Below are 24,413 nucleotides of genomic sequence, written 5' to 3' on the forward strand. Positions count from 1 at the left end.
TGCTGAGTTTGCCCCACCAACGGTCTGAATATGTTGATAGTAATTCCTTAATTCCGCCCTTAACATAACTATTCCAAAGCCGTTGTGATTGTCGTTCGCCCAATCCAATCGCAGCACCTGCACGAGCTTGGCTACGATACTCTCCCATTTTTAGCGATCTTATAAATCGAATTCGATCACGACGCATTGCATTCTTTTCACGCTTTTCCATGAAAAGCAAATCAGCTATACTTTCCTTAATAATGTCAGCATATTTCATATATAAATATACGACTTTTTATTTTGAAATTAGTATTATAAGCAGAAATGATAAATGTTTCAATGGCGAGGAGTTAAAAGTCAGATGTTCTTTTGGGGCAATATCGTTTATAGAAAGATAAATTAATGCAATTTATTAAACACGTTGCCTCATCATTTCAAATAATACGTTAAACTTAACTTTGCAAAAAAAGGGCTTCCGGCAGTAAAATGTATTTCGTTGACCGGCTCCGTTTCATTTTTTAAACGGCTTTCCGTAGCAAACTGCGTTTGTTTCCATTTGGTGTTCAAAATATTCATCACCGATAAACCGATGTTGTATCTCGATTTGGTATAATTTACCAGCGCATCTGCAATAAAATATCCTTTTGCGACAATGCTGTTATCTTCGTTTGCAGGACGGTCGCCTAAATACCGGTAGCGCAACGAACCGTTCCATCCGTTGGATTTTCGGTATGTAAAACCTCCTGTTGATGAAAATACCGGAGCTAACGGAATATAGTCATTACCATTTTCTTCGTCAATAGAGCGGGGTTTTGTCACGTTTAGGTCCGTGTCAAAAAACAAATTATTAGCCAGCTGATAACGGATAGTCAGATCAATTCCCTTGCGAACTGTGCGGCCGCTGGGTTCCACCACACCCTCATCGCCTACGTAAACAAATTCCTGTTTAAGCCACAGATACCACGCCGCCGCATTGATGTACAGTTTTGGAATTGGCTTCCAGTTAACTCCCAAATCTGAGCCGTAAGCAGCAGGCAGAATATCCTTTCCTTTTTGTTCTACAACGAGCGGAACGCCGCCCGCACGGGAATCATTGGAATGAAAGCCTTTTCCCACATTCACATAAAGCTGAATATTCTTTACCGGCGCGTAGTACAAATTGACTTTTGGGGAAACAATACCTGCATGTGCCTTTCCCTGGTGTGCTGTTAAAAGGTTTAGATATTGATTGTTAAACCAATCATAGCGAATACTGGCATTTAAACTGATCTGACTGGTTAGGTTTACTGTTTGGTTCAGATAAAAACCCATATTCATCTCATTGATATCGCCCAGCATCAGTGCACTGGTTGTCGTTGTTCGGTTAATTGTTCTGGAAAGTTCAGTATTGTTGGTTACATCCTGACGATAACTAATGCCAACAGAGGTTTCCAGAGTTTTGCTGCCGATATATCCGGTGTGGCTGTAACTGCCATTGTAACCAAACAAATTGCGTTTTTCCTTTTGTTTGATCTGATCGCCGTTGAGAGGATCAACCAGAAAAAATGTAAAATTTGAAAAAAGCTCGAAGTTGTAATTTGAATAAAAAAGCTGGTTTTTGATGATATCGCCGTCTGCGGTTTTTGTTGTGAGTTTCAAATTGGCATTCGTTCGGGAAGTAAGTCCGCCTTCCTTGTCGTCGATGGCTCCAAAATGAGAAATGAGGCCCGATTCAACCGCCCTGTCAGGAATTTGACCGGAGTGATTCCATTTCGACCAAAAGTGTGAGACAGAGGCATTGAAAATGGAATTGTCGCCGATTTTAGCGTTATATTTTGCAATACCGTTGATGCGCTGGAAATTTTGAGGAGAGTCAAAATAACTGTTGCTGAAATTATATTCACCAGCGATGTAGGCCGATTGTCTATTTTGTTTATCACCGAGCAGATCAAAAGTACCCAATGCCCGGTATGTATCAAACTGGCCAAGTTCAGCTTTCATAAAACTTCTGTCAAGCACATCTTTTGTCTGAAACTCCACCCAGCCAGCGGTCGCAAAGTTTCCTTTTTCGGCAGTGTACGGACCTTTTTTGAATGCTACATTATCAATCAGCTCAGGTATGACAAAGTGAAGATCGGCATAACCCTGGCCATGCGCATGTGACACCATGTTAACAGGCATTCCATCGGCCATGATGCTGATGTCAGTTCCGTGGTCAATATCAAAACCTCTTAAAAATATCTGCTCTGCTTTTCCGCCACCCGCGTGCTGCCCAATAAAAAGTCCCGGAACCATCCGCAACACTTCCTGTGAATTGTTGACCGGACGCAATTTGATATCAATCTGACTGATAAGCTGTTGGGTGTGTGTGTTGGGAGCCTGTACTTTTATTTCTGACAAATCAATCGAGCCGTTTGTCATATTAAAAGTAAGTGAAGTAGTTTCTCCGTCTGAAATTTTAAACGATTGAATCACCGATTGAAAACCAATGAAAGATATTTGTACCTGATAGTTTCCGGGATCAATATTCTTGATTTTAAATTCTCCCAAATCATTGGTGTAGGCTGAAAAGTCTGTACCTGCAATGTGAACTGAAGCACCTTTAAGCGGAGTTTTTGTAGCCGCGTCGTAAACAAACCCTTGTAATGTGCCCTGGTGTGCAAATGCTGTTAAATAAATTAAACAGAAAAGTATGGTTAAGTAAGGTGTTTTCATAAGCGCATTTTTATTCGCCTGCAAGTTTACCATTTTATCTGTTTATGAGATGAAAATAGTTACCATAACCTTATTTGTGGTGGTTAAAAGCCAATAACCTGTTTGGCCTTTGGATAAAATCGAAGTGGCTATATCCTCTTAAAATCCATCCCGTCAAATACCAGCGTATCTACTTTTCCGGTGGCACCGAGCGTAAAACGGGCTGTGGCTTTTCCGTGCCACGCTTTTTCAAACGGGCCGTTAAAAACGTCGTAATGCCAGTGGTAAAGCTTTGCTTTTAATACATTATTTACATTGACGTACAGGATGTTGTCCTCCACTGTAATTGTCGCATCGCCGTATAAAGGGCTGGTGTACCGGCCTGCATATTGCGCAAAAGGCAAGGAGGGAAAAGTATTCGGAGAGCGTTTTGCTATAAGTTCCAGCGCCTTCTTTTTGCTGTCGAGCTTCATCTTATCATAAAGCGCTTTAAACTCTGCATTCCAGTCGCGTTCCCCGCCGAGTGCAAAATGGTCAAATGCCTTGTACATCAACACATGACGAAGCTCTGCGTGATCGTAATTGCCAAAAACAAAAATACCCAGATTTTCTTCGGGAAGCTGAGCCGTGATGGCCGTTAATCCCGCATGACTGCCGGTATGAAAATTGATCTTTTTTCCTTTATAATCGTGTTGATACCAGCCCAGTCCGTAAGTCATCCAGTTGGGTTTGACAATTTTTAGCGTTGGATATTCTTCGACAGGAAACATGGTTTGCGGTTTGAAAATCTCTGTCCACGATTCCGCGCTGATCAGTCTTCCACCTTCATATTTACCGCTGTCGAGCATACAAATCACCCATTTGCTTATATCATCCGCACACGACCAGACAGCACCTGCAGAACCGATTTCACTGTCTATTCCATAATCGATGACCTGAATCGTATCGTTAATTTTATAGTGGGGCCTGGTCTGGTTTTGGGTTTTGATAAACTTTCGTTTTGGCGCCGTAGAGGTCATTTTTAAAGGTGTAAAAATCCTTTCCTGAATCACATCAGACCAGAGTTTACCGGTTAACCTTTCGATTATACGGCCTGCTGCGGAGTACATAATATTTTGGTATTCAAATCCTGCACGCATTGAATATTGCGGTTTGATCAGCGCCATACGCCGGAACATTTCGTTTACAGGAATGTTCATCGCTCCGGTAAAAAAATCGGTATTGCCCAATCCGCTGTCATGAATCAAAAGGTCGCGGATTTTAAGTTCGCGTGTTACATAGGAATCGTAAAGCTGAAGTTCAGGCAGGTATTTGTAAACCGGATCATCCCATTTAATTTTTCCTTCATCGACCAGCATTGCCATCAGCGCCACAGTCATCGCTTTGGTCGTTGAAGCGCAGGCAAATAAGGTTTGTGTATCGACAGGATCAGGTTTTCCGATTTCTTTTACGCCGTAGCCTTTTTTGAAAATAACTTTTCCGTCCTTAACAACTGTGATAGACAAGCCTGGCACTTCCCATTCTTTTCTGACGGTTTCGACGTATTTGTCAAACTCTTTAATCTGTTTCCGCGAGATACGGTCCTGGGTAAAGCCGTTTAACGCGGTTAAAATCAAAAGAATAGTCAGTAGATTTTTCATGCAGGAAGGAATGGTATGGTTAGGCTACTGAAAAAGAAAATAGTCATAAATGGAACGTGTAAGATGAGCAATGGTTTGCTCTCGTTGCTCAATTGGCTGCTCCGAGTCCGCTACAAAAATAGCAATTGCAATATGTCCTGCTCCGTCCGGCAGGGTTATAATCCCCACGTCGTCGGTCGCGGTGGCATTTAACGAACCTGTTTTGTGCGCAACCAGTGTGGATGGCGGAAGGTAACCTTTTAGCCTCGCTGCACCGCCACGACATCTTTCCATTACTGCCAAAAGGTTATCCCGGCTTTCCGGTTTTAATACTGTATTCTGGTAAATTCCCGTTAGCAGATTGACCATTGCCAGTGGGGTAGCGGTATCACGGGGATCTTTTCTGAGTTTCATTTCTGCCGCCGTTCTGGATTCGGCTGTCGTATTTTTTAATAATTTATCATAAAATCCAAGCCTCCATTCAGACTCTGCGGGCAAAGTCACACCTTCCAGATCAGCAATGAGCTCCACAATGGTCCGGTCAACAGACATTCCCTGAATTCCAAGATCTTTAATTTTTTGATCAACCGCCTTTGGGCCACCAGCCAGCCGAAGTAGAATATCTGTCGCAGAATTATCACTGATCACCATCATCAGTTCCAGCAGGTTTTGAACAGAAAGCTGTACGCCCGGTTTGGCAAACAATACGTCCAGCGTGCCGCTCCCGGGATGAAGATCCGAAGGCTGCAAATCCACCATCGTCATCAGAGAAATTTCTCCTTTTTCGATTTTATTAAAAAGCTGAACGGCGATGGCAACCTTAACGGTGCTTGCCATTGCATAAGCTTCATTTAGGTTCAGACTGATTTGTTTCCCACTTTCCAAATGGCGCGCACAAACTCCAACTCTTCCTTTGGCAAGTTTGGCAATGCGTTCAAGCTCATTTTGAAGCCTTGGTGAAACAATCTCAGCAGTATTTGTAACTTTTTGCTGTGACTGCGCGGAACTGGCAAAAAGAAGAAGTCCCAAAACAACAAGATGTCTCAAAGCTAAATTTTTCCGGATCATCGCAATCTGTTTTTTTTAAATTTAAGGTACAATGTCTCAAATGCAATGCGTTGAAAATAGCGCATTTAAAATCGCTTATGAGTTGAAATAAATTATTGATTATCAACAACAAAACTTAGTGCCTGTTCAATATCTGCGATCAGATCTTCAACATTTTCAATCCCAACAGAATAACGGATCAGACTCTCCGGAATGCCCAGCAGCGCTCTTTGTTCTTCGCTAAGCTCTACATGGCTTGTCGTCCGCGGAGGACCTGCTAGTGTGCTTACCGAACCAAGGCTGGCGGCAAGATGCACCAGTTTTAATTTTGGTAAAAATGTTTTTACAGAATCGTAACTGCCTTTTAATGAAAAACTTAAAACGCCGCCAAATCCCGACATTTGTTCTTTTGCAATTTCATGTCCGGGATGTTCTTCCAGTCCAGGGTAAAAAACCGAATCTACCTTTTCGTGTGCTTTAAGATAGTTGGCGATAATCATTGCCGAAGCATTTTGACGTTCTATACGCAGTTCCAGTGTTTTCATACCGCGAGCAATAAGGTAAGCAGCATCTGCCTGAAGACTTGCACCATTGATTTCCCGGAAAGCATAAACTTTTTTAACAAGTTCTTTTTCGCCGCAAAGCAGTCCGCCCATCGCATCCGAATGTCCGCAAAGGAATTTTGTTGCACTGTGGACAACCAGATGCGCACCGAGTTTTATCGGGTTCTGATTGATTGGTGTACCAAAAGTATTGTCGACTACCACAATAGCTCCGACTTGACGCGCAGCGGCAGAAAGACGTTTGATATCAATGACTTTCAGTGTCGGATTAGTAGGCGTTTCCAGATATAAAATGTCACAGCCCTTGGCTACTTCTGCTTCAATCTGCTCATGATCCGTTGTTTCGCAAAGCGTTACTTCTACATTGTAATGAGGGAGAAATTCGAGAAACAATTTACTGGTGCCACCGTAGGTATCTTTAATGGAAACCACTCTTTTTCCCGGTCCCAGCAGCGCAAACAAAGTATTACTGATGGCTCCCATGCCCGTTGCAAAAGAAGTAGCTGCTTCGGCGCCTTCGAGCAAACGGATTTTTTCTTCCAGAACATGAACAGTCGGATTGGTGTTTCGGCTGTAAATATGTCCTTCTGATTTGCCGGTTGCCACCGCATACCATTCGTCAAGATCATCATAGGAAAAAGCAACGCTTTTAACGATCGGTGTTGTAGTAGCTCCGTCGGCGAAGCGCTCTGTTTCACCTGCCCATACAGAAGTGGTTCCTTTTTTTGCGTTCAATTCACTCATTATCTTATGTTTGATAAATATCTTTTTTGATTAAATTAGCTGATCATTCCGTTTGGCAGATCATCGGTTGGTAGTTGCGAAGGATGGCTTGTATCGTTGTCTTTGAGTGTCACGCCAGTAATCTGTAACCTGAACGCTTCACGGACAAGATACATAATTTTGTCTACCGCCAAAGCCGCTGAAAGTCCTTTTTGCCGAATATTAGAAATGCAGTTACGTCTTTCGTCGGTAAGTCCCGGCGATGGTGCGTAGGTAATGTAAGCGCCCATGCTGTCAAAAGAACTTAACCCCGGTCTTTCTCCTATAAATATAATACTCATTTTTGCTTTGAGTAAACCGCCGATTTCATCCGCGATGGCCACGCGGGCCTGTTCAACCAGCGAGATGGCTGATACAGAAAATCCCAGTTTTTTTGCTGCCTGAATCAGTAAACTTACAACCGGCCAGGCATTTTCATTGATTGCAGAAGCAGACAAACCGTCGGCAAGAATGATGCATAAATCGGCAGGCTGAACGTGCAGCTGCTGAAGTTTTCTGACTGAATCATCGGCCAGCCTTCTGCCCAGGTCGGGTCTTTGCAGATAAATGTCACGGTTTGCTGCCTGGCTGTGCAGCGAAACCACCGGCTGATGTATTTCTTTTAGCAAATCAATCAAAGGCCCCTGATCCAGAGAGGAATAAACAGCATCTTTGGCATGGGCGTGGGCTAGTTTAAACGCCAGCGACTCGGCCATTGGAATCGATACACCGGTTTTCCCCAAGGCAATACGCGCGTCAGTATATGCTCTCAGCGATTGCCATTCGTCGGGTTCTATATTTGTTTTTAAGATTTTGTTCATGCTTCAAAGAGTCCTGCGTAAAGACTTTTTTGGTTGCCGGTAAATAGCCGGTTGCTGTCCGAATCCATAATTCCCTGCCGAAGCAGCCAGCTTTCAAACTCAGGTGCGGGTTTGAAGCCTAAGACCCGTCGCAGATAGAGTGCGTCGTGAAACGAGGTGGACTGATAATTGAGCATAATATCGTCTGCTCCCGGGACGCCCATAATGAAGTTGATGCCGGAAACGCCCAGCATCGTCAGCAGTGAGTCCATGTCATCCTGGTCGGCCTGGGCGTGATTGGTATAACAAATATCCATTCCCATTGGTAAGCCCATCAATTTTCCGCAAAAATGGTCTTCCAAACCGGCGCGGATAATCTGTTTTCCGTCAAAAAGATATTCCGGACCAATAAAACCCACGACCGAATTGTGCAAAAATGGCTTGAACTGCCGCGCTACTGCATAGGAGCGGACCTCGCAGGTTTGCTGATCGAGTCCCAGGTGCGCATTGGAAGACAGAGCACTTCCCTGGCCGCTTTCGAAGTACATGACATTGTTACCAACTGTACCGCGGTTCAGAGAAATGCCTGCCTCGTATCCTTCCTGCAAAATGGCCAGGTTGACGCCAAAACTGGCATTCGCCTTTTCCGTTCCTGCAATAGATTGAAACACCAGATCCACCGGAACATTTTGTTCGATGAGTTCAATGGTAGTAGTGATATGACTTAAAATGCAGCTCTGGGTCGGGATTTCGAAACGCTCTCTTAGATCGTCGATTAAATAAAGCAGTTTAGCGGTCGCGGCCGGACTGTCTGTGGCCGGATTAATGCCAATTACTGCATCGCCACTTCCGTAAAGCAAACCATCAAGCACGCTGGCCGCGATACCCCGAACATCGTCAAGTGGATGATTTGGCTGAAGGCGAACAGACAAGTGGCCTTTTAAACCAACTGTATTTCGAAAACGGGTGATGACTTCGCACTTTTTTGCAACCAAAATTAAATCCTGGTTACGCATCAGTTTTGAAACTGCGGCAACCATTTCCGGTGTCAGCCCCATCGTAAGCTTTTGCAAAGCGATCGTATCTGCCTGGTCGCTAAGAAGCCAGTCACGAAGTTCACCAACCGTAAAATGACTTACAGGAGCAAAGGCATTAAAATCGTGCGAATCGATGATCAGCCTGGTGACTTCGTCACTCTCGTAAGGTATTATCGCTTCGTTTAAAAATCTTTTTAGAGGTACATTGGAAAGTGCCAGCTGAGCGGCTACACGTTCTTCGTAGGTTACAGCAGCCAGTCCCGCCAGCACATCGCCGGAACGAAGCGGGCTGGCTTTGGCAAGCAATTCCCTCAGGTCATCAAAACGGTAGGTAAACCCTCTGATTGTATATTGATAAGACATGGAAATCTATGTTTTAGTCTGCCGTAACAGCTGACTCAATTATTTTACGGTGCATACCAGTTGCGAAGAAAATCGCCGAAATGATGGCAAGTCCGCTAAAAAATATCAGTCCCAGCCAGGGATAGAAATACATCATTGCAATCAGTGCTACCAAGGCTAAAAGCAGAGCAATAGCAGGAAAGTACGGATAAAAAGGTGCCTTGAAAGGCCTTTCCATATCAGGCTGGCTGCTTCTTAATTTGAACAGAGAAAGCATACTGATGACATAAACAACTACCGCTCCAATGGTGGAAATGATTACCAGTTTCATGGTATCCAAAAGCAGCAGCGCAATGATACCCAGGATAGCACCTGCAATTAACGCCAGGTAAGGAACCTGTTGTTTTTTACTTACTTTCGAAAGTCCTTTTGGCAGGTAACCTGCGCGGGCAAGGGCATACATTTGTCTGGAATAAGTGATGATGATGCCATGAAAAGAGGCGATCAGACCAAAGAGGCCCACACTGGCAAATAATTTCGTCAACGCATTCTCACGTCCTAAAACAAGTGCAATCGATTCGGGAAGAGGATAATCCAGATTGTCCAGATTTTCCCAATGTGCAATTCCACCGACACTTATCATCACAGCCAGTGCAAGTACAGTCAGTGTTAAAAGCGCAGAAATATACCCTTTGGCAATTGCCTTTTTTTCGTCTTTCACTTCTTCTGCAACCATGGCTACGCCTTCCAGACAAACATAAAGCCAGATTGCAAAAGGCATGGCTGCAAAAACACCTCCCCAGCCGAAGGGCATCGGATTGTGCATGAAAGTCTCCAGCTTAAAATGGGGAGCAACCACGCCAATAAACAGCACAAGTTCGCCAATGGCAAGCAGTGTCATAATCAATGAAAACCAGGCTGCTTCTTTGATTCCAAGTAAATTAATGACCGTAAAAAGTATAAATGAAATGATCGATGCCATCAGCACCGGAACGGTGGGGTATAGGAAATGAACATAACTTCCCAGTGCCAGTGCAATGGCAGGTGTAGCAAACAAAAATTCGATCAAAGTGGCATAACCTGCCACCAGCGCCCCCAACGGGCCAAACGCTTTTAGTGCATAGGCAAAAGGGCCACCTGCGTTTGGAATGGCAGTTGTAAGCTCCGTGAAGCTGAAAATGAATGTAAAATAGAGCAGGGTAATTACCAAGGTTGCGATTAAAAGGCCGATTGTCCCAGCCACGCCCCAGCCGTAATTCCAGCCAAAATATTCTCCCGAGATGACGAGTCCAACGCCTATGGCCCACAAATGAATGGGTTTTAGTGCTTTTTTAAGCGTAACCTGCTCGTTTTCCATCGGCTATTAATTTAAAGAACTATTATAATTGGTGTAAATGAACAACGGAAAAGCGGTAGCCTGTCAGCCATCCGCTTTCCCGTTTTAAGTTAACAGTATTTTACTTAAGAATATACATCTGAAGGTTCACATCATCACTTCCGCCGTACTGGCTGCTGATGGCCTGTTTAACATTCTCGGTATTGTAATCAAGTTCTTTCTGCGGATACAGCCAGCGAATCGGCATTTTTGTTGCAGGTGTATTTCCGTTTGATGCCGGGTTGATCGGGAACGCCGGGTAGCCGGTACGTCTGTTTTCAAAAAAAGCATTGTACGGAGCCTGTAAAAACGTCGCCAAATATTTCTGGGTGATAATCTGGCTGAGTTGCTGTTCGGTTGTACCAGCCAGTTTCACTTTGTCTGAAGCCACGTAGGAAGCAATATAAGCATCCGTCATTTTCATGTTGTGGTGATACAAAGCATTGTCAGGCGTGTAAGACGCTGTGAATTGCATTGCTGCTGTTATTCCCTCTGAATAATAGGCCGATGCTGTTGAGGTTGTGACCCATCCGCGAAGCGCCGCTTCTGCCAGGATAAACTTCATCATGGGGTAGCTCAAAAGAAATACAGGCTCTGAGTTGGGTAGTTCTGTATAACGGCTGTTGAGCGGAGAGTAATTTTTGGTACCAAAAATACTGCTGATCGAAGAATAAATCATCGAAGGATCTGTTCCAATGTAAGCAGTTGGATCGTTCACAGCAGAACCTGAGGCCACTTTAACTGGTGAAGGATTTGCGTAATAATACAAACGATTATCATCCAGTGATTTTAATTTTCCAACAATCGTTTCAGATATCATTGGATAAATCACCGCGGGATTACCCAGTTTGTAAAACGGGTAACGCTGGCCGGCCTTGTCAGAATATACCAGCTGAAAATTATCAGCATTGCTGGTAAAAATTGGTCTGCTGGTAACAATTTCTTTAAAACGCTCCACAATACGGAGATCAGTTTCCGCTGTTTTTTTATAGAGATTTAAAAGAACCTGAAGTTCAAAGGTATTAACCAGTTTGCGCCATTTGGTAATATCTCCTGCATAAACCGGATCTCCGTCAAATTTTGTACCCGCGGCAAAAAGTTTATCCGCCTCATCAAGCTCCGTCAAAATACCTGCAAATACCTGTTTCTGCGTATCGTATTTGGGAGCCACAGTACCTTTTTCTCCGCTTAGTGCATCGCTGTAAGGAATATCACCCAAACGCATTGTTAAATCGAAAAATTTCCATGAACGGATGAATTTACCCAAAGCCGTATAAGAATTTTTCAAGGGTTCGGTCGGAGCAAAAGCAATCATTTTCTCGATGTTTGTCAAGGTCGGTATGCCGTCGTAATTAGTCCTGCCCAGATAATTGTATTGTAAATCTTCCGCAAACTCGGTGTAAATGACGGATTTACTAAGAAAATGAGGAGAAAGAAAACTTTTTCCCGATGCAATGGTAACGTCGGTGATATTCAAAATCAGTCCTGTTGCCAGCATGGAAGAACTGGTTTTGACAGCGGCGTCAGGATTGGTGTTGAGTTCATCAAAACCTGAACAGCCAACCAGGGACAGCACAGTCAGTCCTATTGCTATATATTTTTTAGATAATGTTCTCATTGATAAATGCTTTAAAGTTTTCAATTAAAATGTCAATTGAAGGCTACCTCCCAGATAGCGTACAGAAGGAGCTGTCAGCTGCGTATCGTCAGCCTTGTCCGGATCTGCAAAACGGAATTCTTTTGTCCACATCCATACATTCTGGCCCGTAACAGAAACCATGATCGAACGTGCTCCCAATTTTTTAGATATGAAACCCGGAAGTGTATAGCCGATTGAAACCTCACGCAATTTCAGAAAGGTCGCATTAGTTACACCTCTTGTGCCATCACCATAAGAACGGGCGTAATCCTGGTAGGAAACTTTGGTTTCATTTTTGGCATAGGTTCTCGTATCGCTGGTGATGTTTCCGTAGCTGTCGAATTTCACTTCACCGGAAGCTACAACAACTCCGGTTCCAACATAAGATTTGTTTTTATTAACCACTTCATCGTATCTGTATTGATTATCCGAATCAGGGTGTGAGCCGGTATCCCACATTTTATATGAGGTGTAGTTGTTAAGGAAGCCACCAACACGACCGTCAAAGTTTACACCGAAACGGAAGTTATTCCAGCGAATGTTGTTGGCCAATCCAAAGATGAATTTAGGGTCTGTGTAGCCATAAAGGTAGTTGTAGTCACTTGCCAGTGCCAGACCATTTGTTCTGTGAATGACATTGCCCTCAGGATCTTTGAGCCATGTTTTTCCCGTGTAAGTATCATAACGTCCGCCCTCTGTTGTCCACAGGTTTTTAGCCGAGAAAACAGGATCTAGTGTTTTGTAGTAGCGGTGGTTATAAGACCAGTTCGCTGATGCATCCCACTGCAGACTGCTTTTCTTTACAATCGTTGCGTCCAGGGTGAGCTCCACACCTTTGCGGATATAAGTCTCATCAATATTAATCAAGGTGGTGTTAAAGCCTGAGGCAGAAGATACATTGGCACTTCTTTGAATGTTGTAATTATACTTATTAAAATAGGCTGCGTCAAATCTCAACCGCTTTTTCAAAAAGTAAGCTGCTGTTCCAATTTCCCAGGTACGGTTGGTTTCTGGTTTTACAGAACCGCCAATAATGGTTCCGGGATAAAAAGCAGAATTCAGTGCATCCCAGTCTGCTGTAACGGTCGAGTAAGTTTGATTTGTAGCGTAAACACCTAAGTCAGACTTTGAAACGGTCCATGATCCCCGCACTTTCCAAAAATCCAGAAAATTAGGTAGTGATTTAAAAAATTCACTTATGACCACACTACCACCGACTGAGGGATAAAAGTAGGAACGCGAAGTTTTTGGCATAGTCGAACTCCAGTCATTACGGCCGGTAACATCCAAAAAGATACGGTTTTGATAAGAAATTGTGGCTTTTCCAAGCAAGCTGTTTACCTGTTTTCTTCCAAGAAAGGTGTTATCAGAAATGTTTTTGTTAACTGTTACATCAGGACGTTCCACTGAATTGTTTAATGAATAGTAGCCGGGAATAACAAGTCCACCTCTGGTCGCACTATAGAGCCCTTTATTTTGATACCGGTAAATAGTACCGCCGGCAAGCGCGTCAATTCCTATTGGTCCAAATGTCTTGTTATAGGTTAGCAAGGCATCACCATTAAAACTGTAGCCTGTTCTTTTATCCAAAGAATACAAACCCGCAGCATCCCATCCTCTGGTTGAAAGGATATTTGGTGGGTTTCGTTTGGTTTCATCATTTTGGTAAAGATCAAAACCTGGTCTGATCATCAGTTTAGCTCCCGGAAACAGCTCGTAGTTGATGGTAAGACTGCTATTCATCTTGTTTTGTTCAATACCATTCAGTTTTTCATAGGCCATCAAATAAGGGTTGTCGTACCATGCCTTGTAATGCCAGTTTTGCTGTTGGTCTTTCACCAGCCAGTAATCTTTGTATTGGCTCAAATCGTATTCCGGGCCCATCCAAACCAGGATGTTGTAAATATAACCTTGTGCACTATACCCTGCCCCGGAAATCTGCGGAGCAGTTACACGATTGTATCCAACCTGAGAGGATAGTGTCAGTTTTTCACCAATCTTTATATCTCCGCTCAAAGAGAAGTTAATTGTATTGGATTTAAGGTTAGGAAATTGTCCTTTGTTGTAAATATGATTTAACGAAACCCGAAGACTTCCGTTTTCGCCTGTCTGGCTCACACTGATGTTGTTATTACTGATCATACCCGACACAAGGAAGTCCTTAAAGTTATCCCTTCCGCGTGAAGTAAGTTCTGTATTTTCCATTTGTTTGGTAATCGGATTCCACTGATTAGCCATTTGTCCGATATCCAGTTTTGCTCCCCAGATATAGTCGGTAGGGTCATAAACACCACCCAAGCCGGCACTGTAGCTTTTTTGGTTGTCAGGAAGCATCAAAAATCCTGCATTGAACATGTTGTTCGTATTAACCGTAACGGTCAGGCCTTTTGAACCCGCCCCTCTTTTTGTGGTCACGATAATTGCACCGCTTCCTCCGCGTGAACCATAAAGGGCCGCAGCAGTAGGTCCTTTCAAAACATCAATACTTTCAATGTTGTCCTGTGGTATACTTCCCAGGTTCATATTTCCAAAAGGCACACCGTCGATGACGAGCAATGGCGTTTCCCCGCGAAGACTGATAGTTGGTGCTTCGTTAAATTCAGAACTGTTTTTGATCCATAGACCGGCAACACGGCCAGTCATTGAGGTTGCCACATTAGTTCCTTTCACCGTTTGAAGAGTGGAGCCGCTAATCTTCTGAACAGCGTAACCAAGCGATTTTTCGTCGCGTTTGATACCAAGTGCAGTTACAACGACTTCGCTAAGCTGCTGCTGATCATCTGCCAGTGAAATGTTGATTTCGGTTCTGGTTCCAACAATTTCCTCTTTGGTTACGTAACCGATGAAAGAGAAAATCAGGACGTCTTCGCTTTTCGGAACGGTGAGTTTGTAATTACCATTTGCATCAGTAGTCGTTCCGATTGTTGTCGCTTTGACGATCACGTTCACACCAGGCACTGGCTGATTGGTTTGAGAATCCTTAACCTGACCGCTTACGGTTATTTCAGCAACAGCTGATTTTGTTTGATGCAGGGGAGAATGTTTTGTTACCGAATGAGCGAGGGAAGCTGAGGCCGTCAGCGAGAAAAAAATCAGCTGAAAAAGCGAATATTTAAGGAATGCCTGCCGGCAGACCTTGTTAGTTAAAGGTTGTTTCATACATTTACATGGTTTTATTTCTAGAAAAAATAGGACAATGGATTCCTTTAATTATCCGGGTAGATAATAACATCGAAAGGATCTACCAATTAGGGCTGGCTGCGGTAGGACGCAGTCAGCCTTTTGATATAGGTGGTTTAATCAGGTAGTGTTTTATATCATAGGTTAATTTTAAGTTTGGTCGGATATCTGCATTACTTCAAAAAATCGTTAACAGGCCATTGAATGCAGGATTTATGTTGGAAAATTACCAATTGCCCGAAACGATTTGATTTCAAATATAAAGAAAGAAATAAGTGTGCAGTATTACCAAGACGTTATTTTTTTATGATCTGATTAATTATCGCAAAATTAAAGATAGGTGAAATGAAAAAATGTAAACTTTTCTATAATCTGTTCTAAAAAATATAAATATCAGAAAAGTTAAATTAATTTACCTTAGGGCACAAATTACAAAAAGCGGAGTGTGTTCGAGAACAAACACACTCCGCTTTTTGTAAAATCCAGGACAAATGACTCGCTAACCTGAAATCTGTTCCAGGGCTTCCCGGACACTTTCTACCGGCAGCTGACAGGTTTTATCAAAACAAACATAAATTAAGGCCTTGCCATTTCTGTCCGTCCGGCCCTGAATCAGAGGAAGACCGGAAGTTGTCGCAGTTCCTAAAACCACTTTATTCGGAATGAAAAACCGGTCCAGATCTTTCCGGAGCGAATCAGCATCACTACCTACAAAAACAACTTCTGCTGTTGGAGTTAAACGCAGGCAATACAATGCTCCCCAGTTGGTCACCCATTGGAGATCCGTTTTTAAAATTTTGTGCATCTTCAATAACATCTGATCCGAAAGTGACAGATAATCTTCGCGATCCAGAATTTTACCAAGCGTATACATATTTGTCGCCATAATAGAATTGGAAGCCGGAACGACGTTGTCGAATAGTTCCTTTTTCCTGGCAATCAGCGCTTCACCCTGCGCATCGGTAAAGAAAAAGTAGCCATCCGTTTGATCGTAGAAGTTATCAATGGTGTAATCGGCCAATAAACGCGACTGATTTATCCAGCTTTCATCAAATGTGATTTGATACAGGCCAAGATATCCTTCCATGACGGCAGCATAATCTTCGAGAAATCCGGTGATGGATGCTTTTTGATTTTTGTAACTATGTCTTAACTGACCATTTAGAGTGACTTTTGACGCAATAAATTTTCCGCAGGACACCGCCATTTCACGAATAGATTCATCACCCAGCGCACGGTAAGCATCAGTCAGTCCTTTTATCAGCAGACCATTCCAGGAAGTAAGGATTTTGTCGTCAAGACCCGGGCGGATTCGTTCGGCTCTTTTTATAACAAGTTTCTCAAGGGCTGCTTTATACTTTGCTTCAAACTGCTCCGTATATATTCCCAGCGCTTTCGCTGTTTGGGATGCAAAGTTCGTGAGGTGCAGATGATTGTAGCCATGCTCCCAATTACCATTTTTGCTTACGTTGTAAAGTTTGGCAAACCAGCTGAAATCTTCTTTCAGTATATCTTTCAGTTCATCTTCTGTCCAGATATAAAATTTGCCCTCAATGCCTTCGCTATCCGCATCCAGAGCAGAATAAAAACCGCCACCCTGACTTAACATTTCATTTTTCAACCAGCTGATCGTCTGACGGATTCTGTCGGAATATAATTCATTTTGCGTCAGCATAAACGCTTCCGAATAGATACTTAGCAGCTGAGCGTTATCATACAGCATCTTCTCAAAATGCGGTATAAACCAGTCTTCGTCCACCGAGTAACGCGCCCATCCGCCGCCTGCATGATCGTAAATACCCCCAAGCGCAATGCGGTTCAGTGATAGTTCAAGCTGTGCAAGTGCTTCGGGGTTCTGAGTAACGTCGTAATACCGCAGCAAAAATTTATAAATGGATGGCATCGGGAATTTTGGTGCCCGGTCCGTGCCTCCGTTTTCCGTGTCAAAATGTTTTTTCAGCTGTTCAAACATTTCGTCCAGGTCATCGACTGAATAGTTACCGTTTGCAGCATTCAATCCATATTTTTCAGTCTCTGATAAAACCATGTTATCGACAAACCCCTGAGCAGATCCGGCCAGTTCGTCGTAATGATTAGTGAAAGCGTTATCTATACTTTTCAGGAGTTGTACCCAGTTTGGAGCAGGTAAATAAGTGACTCCGTAAAAAGGCTTGGCATCAGGGAGCAAAAAAACATTCAGTGGCCAGCCCCCGCGTACACCCATCGCCTGGACGGCGTCCATGTAAACCGCATCAACGTCCGGCCGCTCTTCCCGGTCTACTTTAATACAAACGAAATGTTCGTTCATTACCGCAGCAATGTCTTCCTTCTCAAAACATTCCCGCTCCATCACATGGCACCAATGACAGGCCGAATAGCCAATACTGACCAGAATAGGCTTGTTTTCTGACTTTGCTTTGGCCAGCGCTTCATCCGACCAGGCATACCAGTCAACAGGATTATAAGCATGCTGGAGAAGATACGGGCTGGTTTCCTGGCTTAAACGGTTCATAAGTTGATTGTTTTAAAATAAGATTGCTCTTCGGGAGCGTTAAAAAAGCCATTCCTGCAAGCTGATCTCAAATATATTACTGAATCACAACCACCTTTCTGGTGAAAACGCGGTTCTGGTTTGAAAAGCGGGCAATATACATCCCGGAAGCAAGTTTGGGAAGGGGAATGAGTTCTTTGGTTTCCCCGGCAAATGATTTTATTGTCTTTTGCATGATCAGCTGCCCCTGAATATTGAACAGCGAAAAGTCAACATCAGCCATACCGTTTACGCCGGTAAGCAACACATTCAGATCTTTTCCGGCCGGGTTGGGGAAAATGGCTACCTCCGCTAAAAAAGGTGCCGTCGAATTAATGGTATCATTCAGGTCAAATTTGCATAGAAAAACTTCCTTCCCTTTCAGCGTAATCGTTCGGTACCATTTGTTGTAATAAACATTTACAATCGTTTCGGCGTTGTCGGCCGCATAAGGATTTTGAGCTGCGATAACGATATCGGTTCCTTTTACTACGCCACGCCAAACCGGATTTTGCTGCTCCATATTATCCCGTGCCGATTGCGGGATCACCAGCTGATGGGTTCCTTCGAACATATCTTTGAATTCAGAAAGTCGATACAGTCCATAAATGAAATGCTCATAAGCTGCATAATTTTCCTGACGGGAACCTGGGAAAAACGGATTTTCCCAAAGCCAAAGTCCGGTAGCTCCTGAGAAAAAAGGAAATATTGCGGTCGCCTCTGCCATAAAAGGCGTAATCATCGGCGTATTCGGATCGTAACTGTCATGAATCCTGAGCCAGACAAACGGCACAATTGGTTTGTCGCTCCAGGCCCGGTTCACTTCGATATGAAAAAGCAAATAGGAGAGGTAGTCCTTGCCAAAAGGGTTGTCGTATCCGTAGTAGTAGTAAGGAGAAGGTGAAAGAATGGTGAGTTCATTTTGGTAAAGGCCTCCAACTTTGCCTGCATTATCCTGATTTAAATAATGGGTTCTTGCCACGTTGGTGGTCCAGTCCTGCCAGCTGTTGGAAGTGATATTGAGCCAGGTATTACGGACCGGTACATCGCTGTACGCGCTTATGAGCGTTGCAGGATCAATTTTAGCCTTTAATCTTTTCACTGCCTCAGCGTGCCACCAGCGGATATCTCTTTTGTAGGTGGCAAGAAATTCATTGTCAGACAGGTTACGGTACTGTAACGGAATCTGTGCGTTGGTTTTCAGGGCAAGAATATCACGGTCTTCACGTTGCATACGTTCAATATCGAGACTAACAATATCGGCCTGGACCGTACTTGCGAAATTATCCCAATAATTTCGGTAAACGGTTGTATCATTCCCCCAGGGGCTGCGTAAAACATTGTCCGCCCAGGGTTGCTGGCCGGCATTGGTAGCCACGCCGTACCAAAGTACAGCCCGGTTTTTCACCGGAATTGAACCCGGTTCTGGTCCGCTATATGCGGCTATATGTGAGAATCCGTGTTTTAGCGGCTGCGATTGGGTATCACCAAAACGGGGACCGCTGTATATAATTTTAAACGGAAGACTGAATTGAGGGAACTTGCTCCACTCGATATTATTGTTGGAGCTAACCGGATTGAGTTTATAGGCTGGCTCGCAATTTTGGGAAAAGCAATAAATAGGGTTGATTATCAATAGTATAATTAACACAGAGTACTGCAGTAAGTTCATTTTTGTAATATGTATCATAAGATTGCCCGAACAAATTCGTTAATTTTGCAGAATCTGTTTTTCTGCTTGTATCAAATCGCCAGTTAGTCAGGTTAATTTGCCTGCGTTTTTTTTACAGATATTTAAATGGATATCAATAAGTTGAGTACTATTACCAAACACAACATGAAACGAATTTTCACTCTGATACCGGTCTTGGCCATCCTATTTTTTATCTCGTCCTGTAAGGACAAAGATAACAACCTACCAACCGAAACAGACAAAATACTTGTTAATTATCCCTGGAACCTAACCAGCGTAACCGATTTGTCAGGAAAAACCATATCCCCAACCCAGCTGAACGAAACAACAAGATTTCTTCCTCTGATGAACATTGAGTTTCAAACTGGAAACAAGGTTGTTGCCAGAGGGATCGGAGATTCTCAGGTTATTAATGGCGGAACCTGGTATTTAATCAATGAAAATAAAATGATAGATATTAACGTTTCGGGCTTTAAAGGGCAGTTTGGCCTTGAGGAATTATCCAACAGTAAAATGAGACTGAAAAGTACGATGCCGGTTGGCGGGGTAGACCAGGAAGCGATCATGGTTTTTACTCCAGTGATCAAATGAGTTTTAGTGGCAGGTAAAGATAATGTTTTGAAAAGCGGCGGAATTAATCTGCCGCTTTTCTTATTTTGCAGGAAATTTCCCCTTCATGCAAAAAAATAATCCCCGTATCGTCAATGCCTGGTGTATGTACGACTGGGCTAACTCGGTACATGCGCTGGTAATCGTTTCTAGTATTTTTCCTGTTTACTTCACTGCCACTGCACTGAGCGCCTCCGGTACGCCGGAGACAGACTTTTTTGGTTTTACAATCAAGAGTTCTGTTCTTTTCTCCTACACGGTTTCTCTTTCTTTTCTAATCACCGCAGCACTCATTCCGCTTTGTACGGCTGTTGCAGATTACACAGGAAGCAAGAAAACTTTCATGAAGTTCTTCTGTTATACCGGTGCGCTGAGTTGTATGCTGCTGTTCTTTTTTACCCGGGACACGCTGACTTTTTCCATCCTTGTTTTTGGTCTCAGTCTGATCGGATGGAGCGGGAGCATCGTTTTTTACGATTCTTATCTTCCCGAAATTGCTACCGAGGATAATTTCGACCGTTATAGTGCCCGCGGTTTTTCGATGGGTTATCTGGGAAGCGTGCTCCTGCTGCTTTTTAACCTTAGTATGATTCTGTTTCCCAAATTATACGGAATAACAGACAAAGGAACACCGGCAAGAATTTCATTTTTTACGGTGGGTGTCTGGTGGATATTATTTGCACAGATACCTTTCCGTTATCTTCCGTCTGGTAAAAAAAATAGTTCGGTAAAGCAGGGAAACTGGATATTTAATGGCTTTAAGGAGCTAAAAAAAGTTTACCACGATCTTCACCGGCAGCCTTATCTGGCTAAATTTCTCTCTGCCTTTTTTATCTACACCATGGGACTGAGAACGGTCATGTACGTTGCAACGATCTTTGGAGCCACAGAACTGAAACTTCCCTCTCAAAGTTTGATCATAACCGTTCTTTTAATTCAGCTTGTAGGAATAATAGGTTCTTTTAGTTTTGCCTGGTTATCCGGAAAAATTGGAAATATTTATGCGCTGATGATAGGTGTGGCCATTTGGATCGGCATTTGTACCGGAGCCTATTACACTACCCAGGCCATGGAGTTTTACGTACTGGCCTGTACGGTTGGGATGGTGATGGGCGGTATCCAATCACTTTCCCGTGCGACCTATTCCAAACTGATTCCAGAAAACACAGAAGACAGCGCATCCTATTTTAGCTTTTATGATGTAAGCGAAAAGCTGGCTATTGTGCTGGGAACCTTTATTTATGGAGTAGTGGAACAACTCACAGGCAGCATGCGAAACAGCATTCTGGCACTTTTACTGATTTTCGTAGTAGGTCTAATCTTGCTTTCTCGAATTCCTTCGAGAAAAGTTTATCAATATCAACCAGAAAAAGCAAAATAATTGGATATAGTCTCAATAAACTAGTTGTTTTCCGTGATTGCTTTATAAATTTCTACAAGCTTTGTAGAAGTTTCATAATCTTTATTACATTTGTTGCAGTGAGGGCCTTGTCAGGGCCTTTTCTAAGTGAAATAGTGTTGTAAAATGGTAAGCTCGGAACACTTTGAGTTTACTATTTTTGTGTACGGGCTTTTTTAAGTTGTGAGCAGTGGACTGAAAAGCTTCCTGAAAAATATGACAGATCAAAAAATAAGGAACCATAAGTCCCTTATTTTAAAATGTATACTCCAAAAATTACTTCTCACTAAATCGTTATCCTTTCACATCGCCGACCATCTCATAGGCGACTTCGCCGTTGTTATCTTCATGGCCGTTTTTTTAAACTATGCAGTCAATGCATATTCATTTGAGATCAGGTAGGGATAGTTTTCCCTGATAAGCTGCTGCAATCTCACACGCGCCCGTACATAATGCGACCTGATTGTGGCTTCATTGATCTGTAACATTTCCGCTATTTCTCTATGGTTATAGCCGTCTACCACATGCAACAGAAAAACTGTTTTATAATGTGGTTTGAGCTGCTGGATGAGCTCCAGAATTTCATCAGCCGTGATCTGGCTAATAACATCGTCTTCCATTTTTATGTAAGGCGCATCATCCAGTGCCATCCTGTTCTCGCTGTGCTTTTTATGTTTACGATAATAGCTGATCGCTGTATTGATCATAATCGTTCTGATCCAGCCTTTAAAAGGGAAGGTTGAAACATAAGTTTTCAGATTATTGAATACTTTCAGAAAGCCTTCGTTAAGTACCTCTTCGGCTTCTTCGGTGCTTGACGTGTAACGCAGGCAAATGCTTTTACAGTAACCAAAATATTTTTTGAACAGATAGCGCTGCGACTGACTATCACCGGCAATACAGCCGGCAATTACCGATTCGAAATCGTTTAAGTTATATGTTGGTTTATTTGAAAAGGAAAACATAGAATTTGTCAGGAAAATGATACACGAGAACTTTTGCTTTTTGTTCTATACAAATTGAATCAAAACCGATTTTAAAAGAAAACAGCTTAGACACATAGGGAAAATCTCCTGACAGAGAGTCAAAATTTCCCGTCGAAACCGGCTTTGCCGAAATCGCTGAGCAGGTCCATACGGAATCTGACTTTTAACGGGCAAATATCTTTATCTAACCTGATAAATCGGTTTTCCGTCGAATGTCTTTTGATGTGGACACAGCTATGCCAATCTTGCGGTTTAATTATTTAAAATGGGAAACGAAAAACCGAAAAGAGGAGTAGTCGTGGCGGTCCATCTGCTTGCCTGGATATTGCTCGGATTTGTACTTATGTTTTACCAGCCATTGTCGTGGGGCGTAAAGCTTCCGATCGCTTTCTGGGTTAAGCAGCTGCTTAATTTTGGATTACTGGCCGGCTTGTTTTATATCAATGCGCTGGTGATGGTGCCGTCGTTTCTTTTAAAAAATAGAATTTCGGCTTTCGCCTTATGGATTCTTGTTTCAGTGATCCTGCTTTTAATAATTAGTAAACTAATTGACCTGCAGCTGAATATATGGCAGGAAATGCACGCAGTAATGCCTCGCCCGGGCCCTAAACACCGCGGCGTGATTGATGGTTTTTTACTGATGACCTCTTCTCTGGTGCTTGGAATCAGTACCAGTCTGGCTGTGATCCAGCGCTGGCAGACAGATGCACAGATCAGAAACCAGGCTGAGAAACAGAACATTTCAACGGAACTAGCTCTTCTAAAAGCACAGATTAACCCACATTTTTTCTTTAATACACTCAATAATATTTATTCCTTAACCTATACAGATGTTCCCCTTTCCAGGGACGCGATACTAAAACTTTCGAGGATGATGCGGTATTTGTTGTATGAAACCAGCCAGGATTCTGCGCTGTTAAGTCAGGAAATATCTTTTATGAAAGACTATATTGAGCTTATGAAACTGCGTCTTCAGCAAAACACAGAGGTGATTTTTACTGAACCGAAAAAGGAAAAAGATTACGCAATTGCTCCCATGCTTTTATTACCGTTTATCGAAAATGCTTTTAAACATGGTGTCAGCAATATGCAAAAATCACACATTGTTGTCAATCTGGACGTTGAAGATGACGTACTTACATTGTATATTGTCAATCAGATCTTTCAGGATAAAAATGGCTTAAATGTAGAAAGCGGCGGAATCGGTCTTGCCAATACACAGCGTAGATTGCAGCTGCTTTATGGTCCAAAGCATTCTTTAAAAATAGCGGAAAATAAAAACGAAAATTCTTTTCAGGTTACCTTAAAAATTAATCTGCTTTAAAGCCGTTCCAGTCATGAAATTGAATTGTATTGCAGTTGACGATGAGCCGCTTGCGCTTTCACTGGTTAGCTCGTTTGTGGAGCAAACACCGTTTTTAAATTTATCAGGAAAATTCGGCAACGCTGTGGATGCACTGGACGCGATCCATAGCCTGGAGGTTCATCTGGTGTTTTTAGATATTCAAATGCCGGATCTGAATGGGATGGAACTGGCACGCGTGCTTAGTCAGAGCAATTCTACTTTTCATACCAAAATTGTTTTTACAACGGCTTACAACCAGTTTGCTGTAGAAGGATATAAAGTCGATGCATTGGGTTATCTGTTGAAACCTTTTGGATACGAGGAATTTTTGGCGACTGCTATGAAAGCGAAAAATTACTTTGAGCTTATTCAGGATAATCAATCCGCACCCGAACCGGAGGTTAAGGATAATTTTTTGTTTGTTAAGTCGGATTATAAACTTGTGAGAATCGACTTTGATACAATTTTATACATCGAATCATTAAAGGATTATGTGAAAATTCATCTGGCCGCTCCTGCGAGCCCGGTTGTTTCTCTGAGTAGTTTAAAAGCAATAGAAGAAAAGCTGCCTGCTTCGAAATTTCTTCGTATTCACCGTTCTTTTGTGGTCAATATCAGTAAAGTGGATTCTATTAGTAAAAACGCCGTTCACATTTCTGCAATGGATATTTCGGTTGGAGAGCTTTACCGGGATGCTTTCAAAGAGCTGCTTTCCAGGTGGAATTAAGCGTAGTTTAAAAATCTTAAAAAACCTTAAAAGCAGTTCGTCACGCCACAATGTGTACTTACTTGCAGTATGGATAATTAACAGTATCCCGCTTTGGGATAGTTT

17 protein-coding genes are annotated in these 24,413 nt (G+C 42.8%); 4 read left to right on the top strand and 13 right to left on the bottom strand.

All coding sequences use genetic code 11. From position 1 onward, the window contains the following. The 12 genes from E0F88_RS27670 to E0F88_RS27725 form a co-directional block, all read right to left on the bottom strand. Positions 1–259: hypothetical protein (locus E0F88_RS27670; protein ID WP_131960851.1), on the bottom strand; the 259-nt coding region annotated here is incomplete at its 3' end. Positions 260–411: 152 nt separating this feature from the next. Further along, the gene (locus E0F88_RS27675; protein ID WP_131961587.1) at positions 412–2,676 is read right to left on the bottom strand and encodes a TonB-dependent receptor; all 2,265 of its coding nucleotides are present in this window, start codon (positions 2,674–2,676) and stop codon (positions 412–414) included. Positions 2,677–2,804: 128 nt separating this feature from the next. Then, positions 2,805–4,295, bottom strand: coding sequence for a serine hydrolase (locus E0F88_RS27680; protein WP_131961588.1), 1,491 nt, complete (start codon positions 4,293–4,295; stop codon positions 2,805–2,807). A gap of 24 nt (positions 4,296–4,319) precedes the next feature. After that, entirely contained in the window at positions 4,320–5,342 is a 1,023-nt protein-coding gene (gene bla, locus E0F88_RS27685) for a class A beta-lactamase (protein WP_131961589.1), read from the bottom strand. A 92-nt stretch (positions 5,343–5,434) separates the two neighbouring features. Beyond that, on the bottom strand, positions 5,435–6,628 hold the full coding sequence (locus tag E0F88_RS27690) for a cystathionine gamma-synthase family protein (protein WP_131961590.1): 1,194 nt from the start codon (positions 6,626–6,628) through the stop codon (positions 5,435–5,437). A gap of 35 nt (positions 6,629–6,663) precedes the next feature. Continuing rightward, positions 6,664–7,467: an ethanolamine ammonia-lyase subunit EutC gene (gene eutC / locus E0F88_RS27695; RefSeq protein WP_131961591.1), complete on the bottom strand. Its 804-nt coding sequence runs from the start codon at positions 7,465–7,467 to the stop codon at positions 6,664–6,666. Beyond that, positions 7,464–8,846 carry an ethanolamine ammonia-lyase subunit EutB gene (locus tag E0F88_RS27700; RefSeq protein ID WP_131961592.1) on the bottom strand — a complete coding sequence of 461 codons (1,383 nt, stop codon included), beginning with the start codon at positions 8,844–8,846 and terminating at the stop codon, positions 7,464–7,466. The genes eutC and E0F88_RS27700 overlap by 4 nt, the downstream gene beginning before the upstream one ends. A gap of 13 nt (positions 8,847–8,859) precedes the next feature. Beyond that, positions 8,860–10,182 carry an ethanolamine permease gene (gene eat, locus E0F88_RS27705; protein WP_131961593.1) on the bottom strand — a complete coding sequence of 441 codons (1,323 nt, stop codon included), beginning with the start codon at positions 10,180–10,182 and terminating at the stop codon, positions 8,860–8,862. Between the two features lie 100 nt (positions 10,183–10,282). Then, positions 10,283–11,818, bottom strand: a complete 1,536-nt coding sequence (locus tag E0F88_RS27710) for a SusD/RagB family nutrient-binding outer membrane lipoprotein (RefSeq protein WP_131961594.1) — start codon at positions 11,816–11,818, stop codon at positions 10,283–10,285. Between the two features lie 24 nt (positions 11,819–11,842). Continuing rightward, positions 11,843–14,998 carry a SusC/RagA family TonB-linked outer membrane protein gene (locus tag E0F88_RS27715; RefSeq protein ID WP_131961595.1) on the bottom strand — a complete coding sequence of 1,052 codons (3,156 nt, stop codon included), beginning with the start codon at positions 14,996–14,998 and terminating at the stop codon, positions 11,843–11,845. Positions 14,999–15,518: 520 nt separating this feature from the next. Beyond that, positions 15,519–17,531, bottom strand: a complete 2,013-nt coding sequence (locus E0F88_RS27720) for a thioredoxin domain-containing protein (RefSeq protein ID WP_131961596.1) — start codon at positions 17,529–17,531, stop codon at positions 15,519–15,521. Between the two features lie 76 nt (positions 17,532–17,607). Beyond that, positions 17,608–19,221, bottom strand: a complete 1,614-nt coding sequence (locus tag E0F88_RS27725; RefSeq protein ID WP_229213937.1) for a T9SS type A sorting domain-containing protein — start codon at positions 19,219–19,221, stop codon at positions 17,608–17,610. Positions 19,222–19,347: 126 nt separating this feature from the next. Here E0F88_RS27725 and E0F88_RS27730 point away from each other — a divergent pair, with 126 nt between their 5' ends. Next, a complete protein-coding gene (locus E0F88_RS27730) occupies positions 19,348–19,833 on the top strand; it encodes a hypothetical protein (RefSeq protein ID WP_229213938.1) in 486 nt (161 codons plus the stop codon). A gap of 85 nt (positions 19,834–19,918) precedes the next feature. After that, positions 19,919–21,232 carry an MFS transporter gene (locus E0F88_RS27735; protein WP_131961599.1) on the top strand — a complete coding sequence of 438 codons (1,314 nt, stop codon included), beginning with the start codon at positions 19,919–19,921 and terminating at the stop codon, positions 21,230–21,232. A gap of 383 nt (positions 21,233–21,615) precedes the next feature. On the opposite strand, the gene E0F88_RS27740 is transcribed toward E0F88_RS27735, so the two are convergent. After that, positions 21,616–22,215 carry an RNA polymerase sigma factor gene (locus E0F88_RS27740; RefSeq protein WP_131961600.1) on the bottom strand — a complete coding sequence of 200 codons (600 nt, stop codon included), beginning with the start codon at positions 22,213–22,215 and terminating at the stop codon, positions 21,616–21,618. Between the two features lie 286 nt (positions 22,216–22,501). On the opposite strand from E0F88_RS27740, the gene E0F88_RS27745 reads away from it, so the two are divergent. Together E0F88_RS27745 and E0F88_RS27750 are read left to right on the top strand one after the other, a co-directional pair. Further along, complete coding sequence (locus tag E0F88_RS27745) at positions 22,502–23,560, top strand: sensor histidine kinase (RefSeq protein ID WP_131961601.1); 1,059 nt, start codon at positions 22,502–22,504, stop codon at positions 23,558–23,560. 13 nt (positions 23,561–23,573) lie between these two features. Then, on the top strand, positions 23,574–24,308 hold the full coding sequence (locus E0F88_RS27750; protein ID WP_131961602.1) for a LytR/AlgR family response regulator transcription factor: 735 nt from the start codon (positions 23,574–23,576) through the stop codon (positions 24,306–24,308). The last annotated feature ends 105 nt before the right edge of the window (positions 24,309–24,413 follow it).

Source organism: Dyadobacter psychrotolerans (assembly GCF_004349265.1).
Taxonomy (GTDB): Bacteria; Bacteroidota; Bacteroidia; order Cytophagales; family Spirosomataceae; genus Dyadobacter; species Dyadobacter psychrotolerans.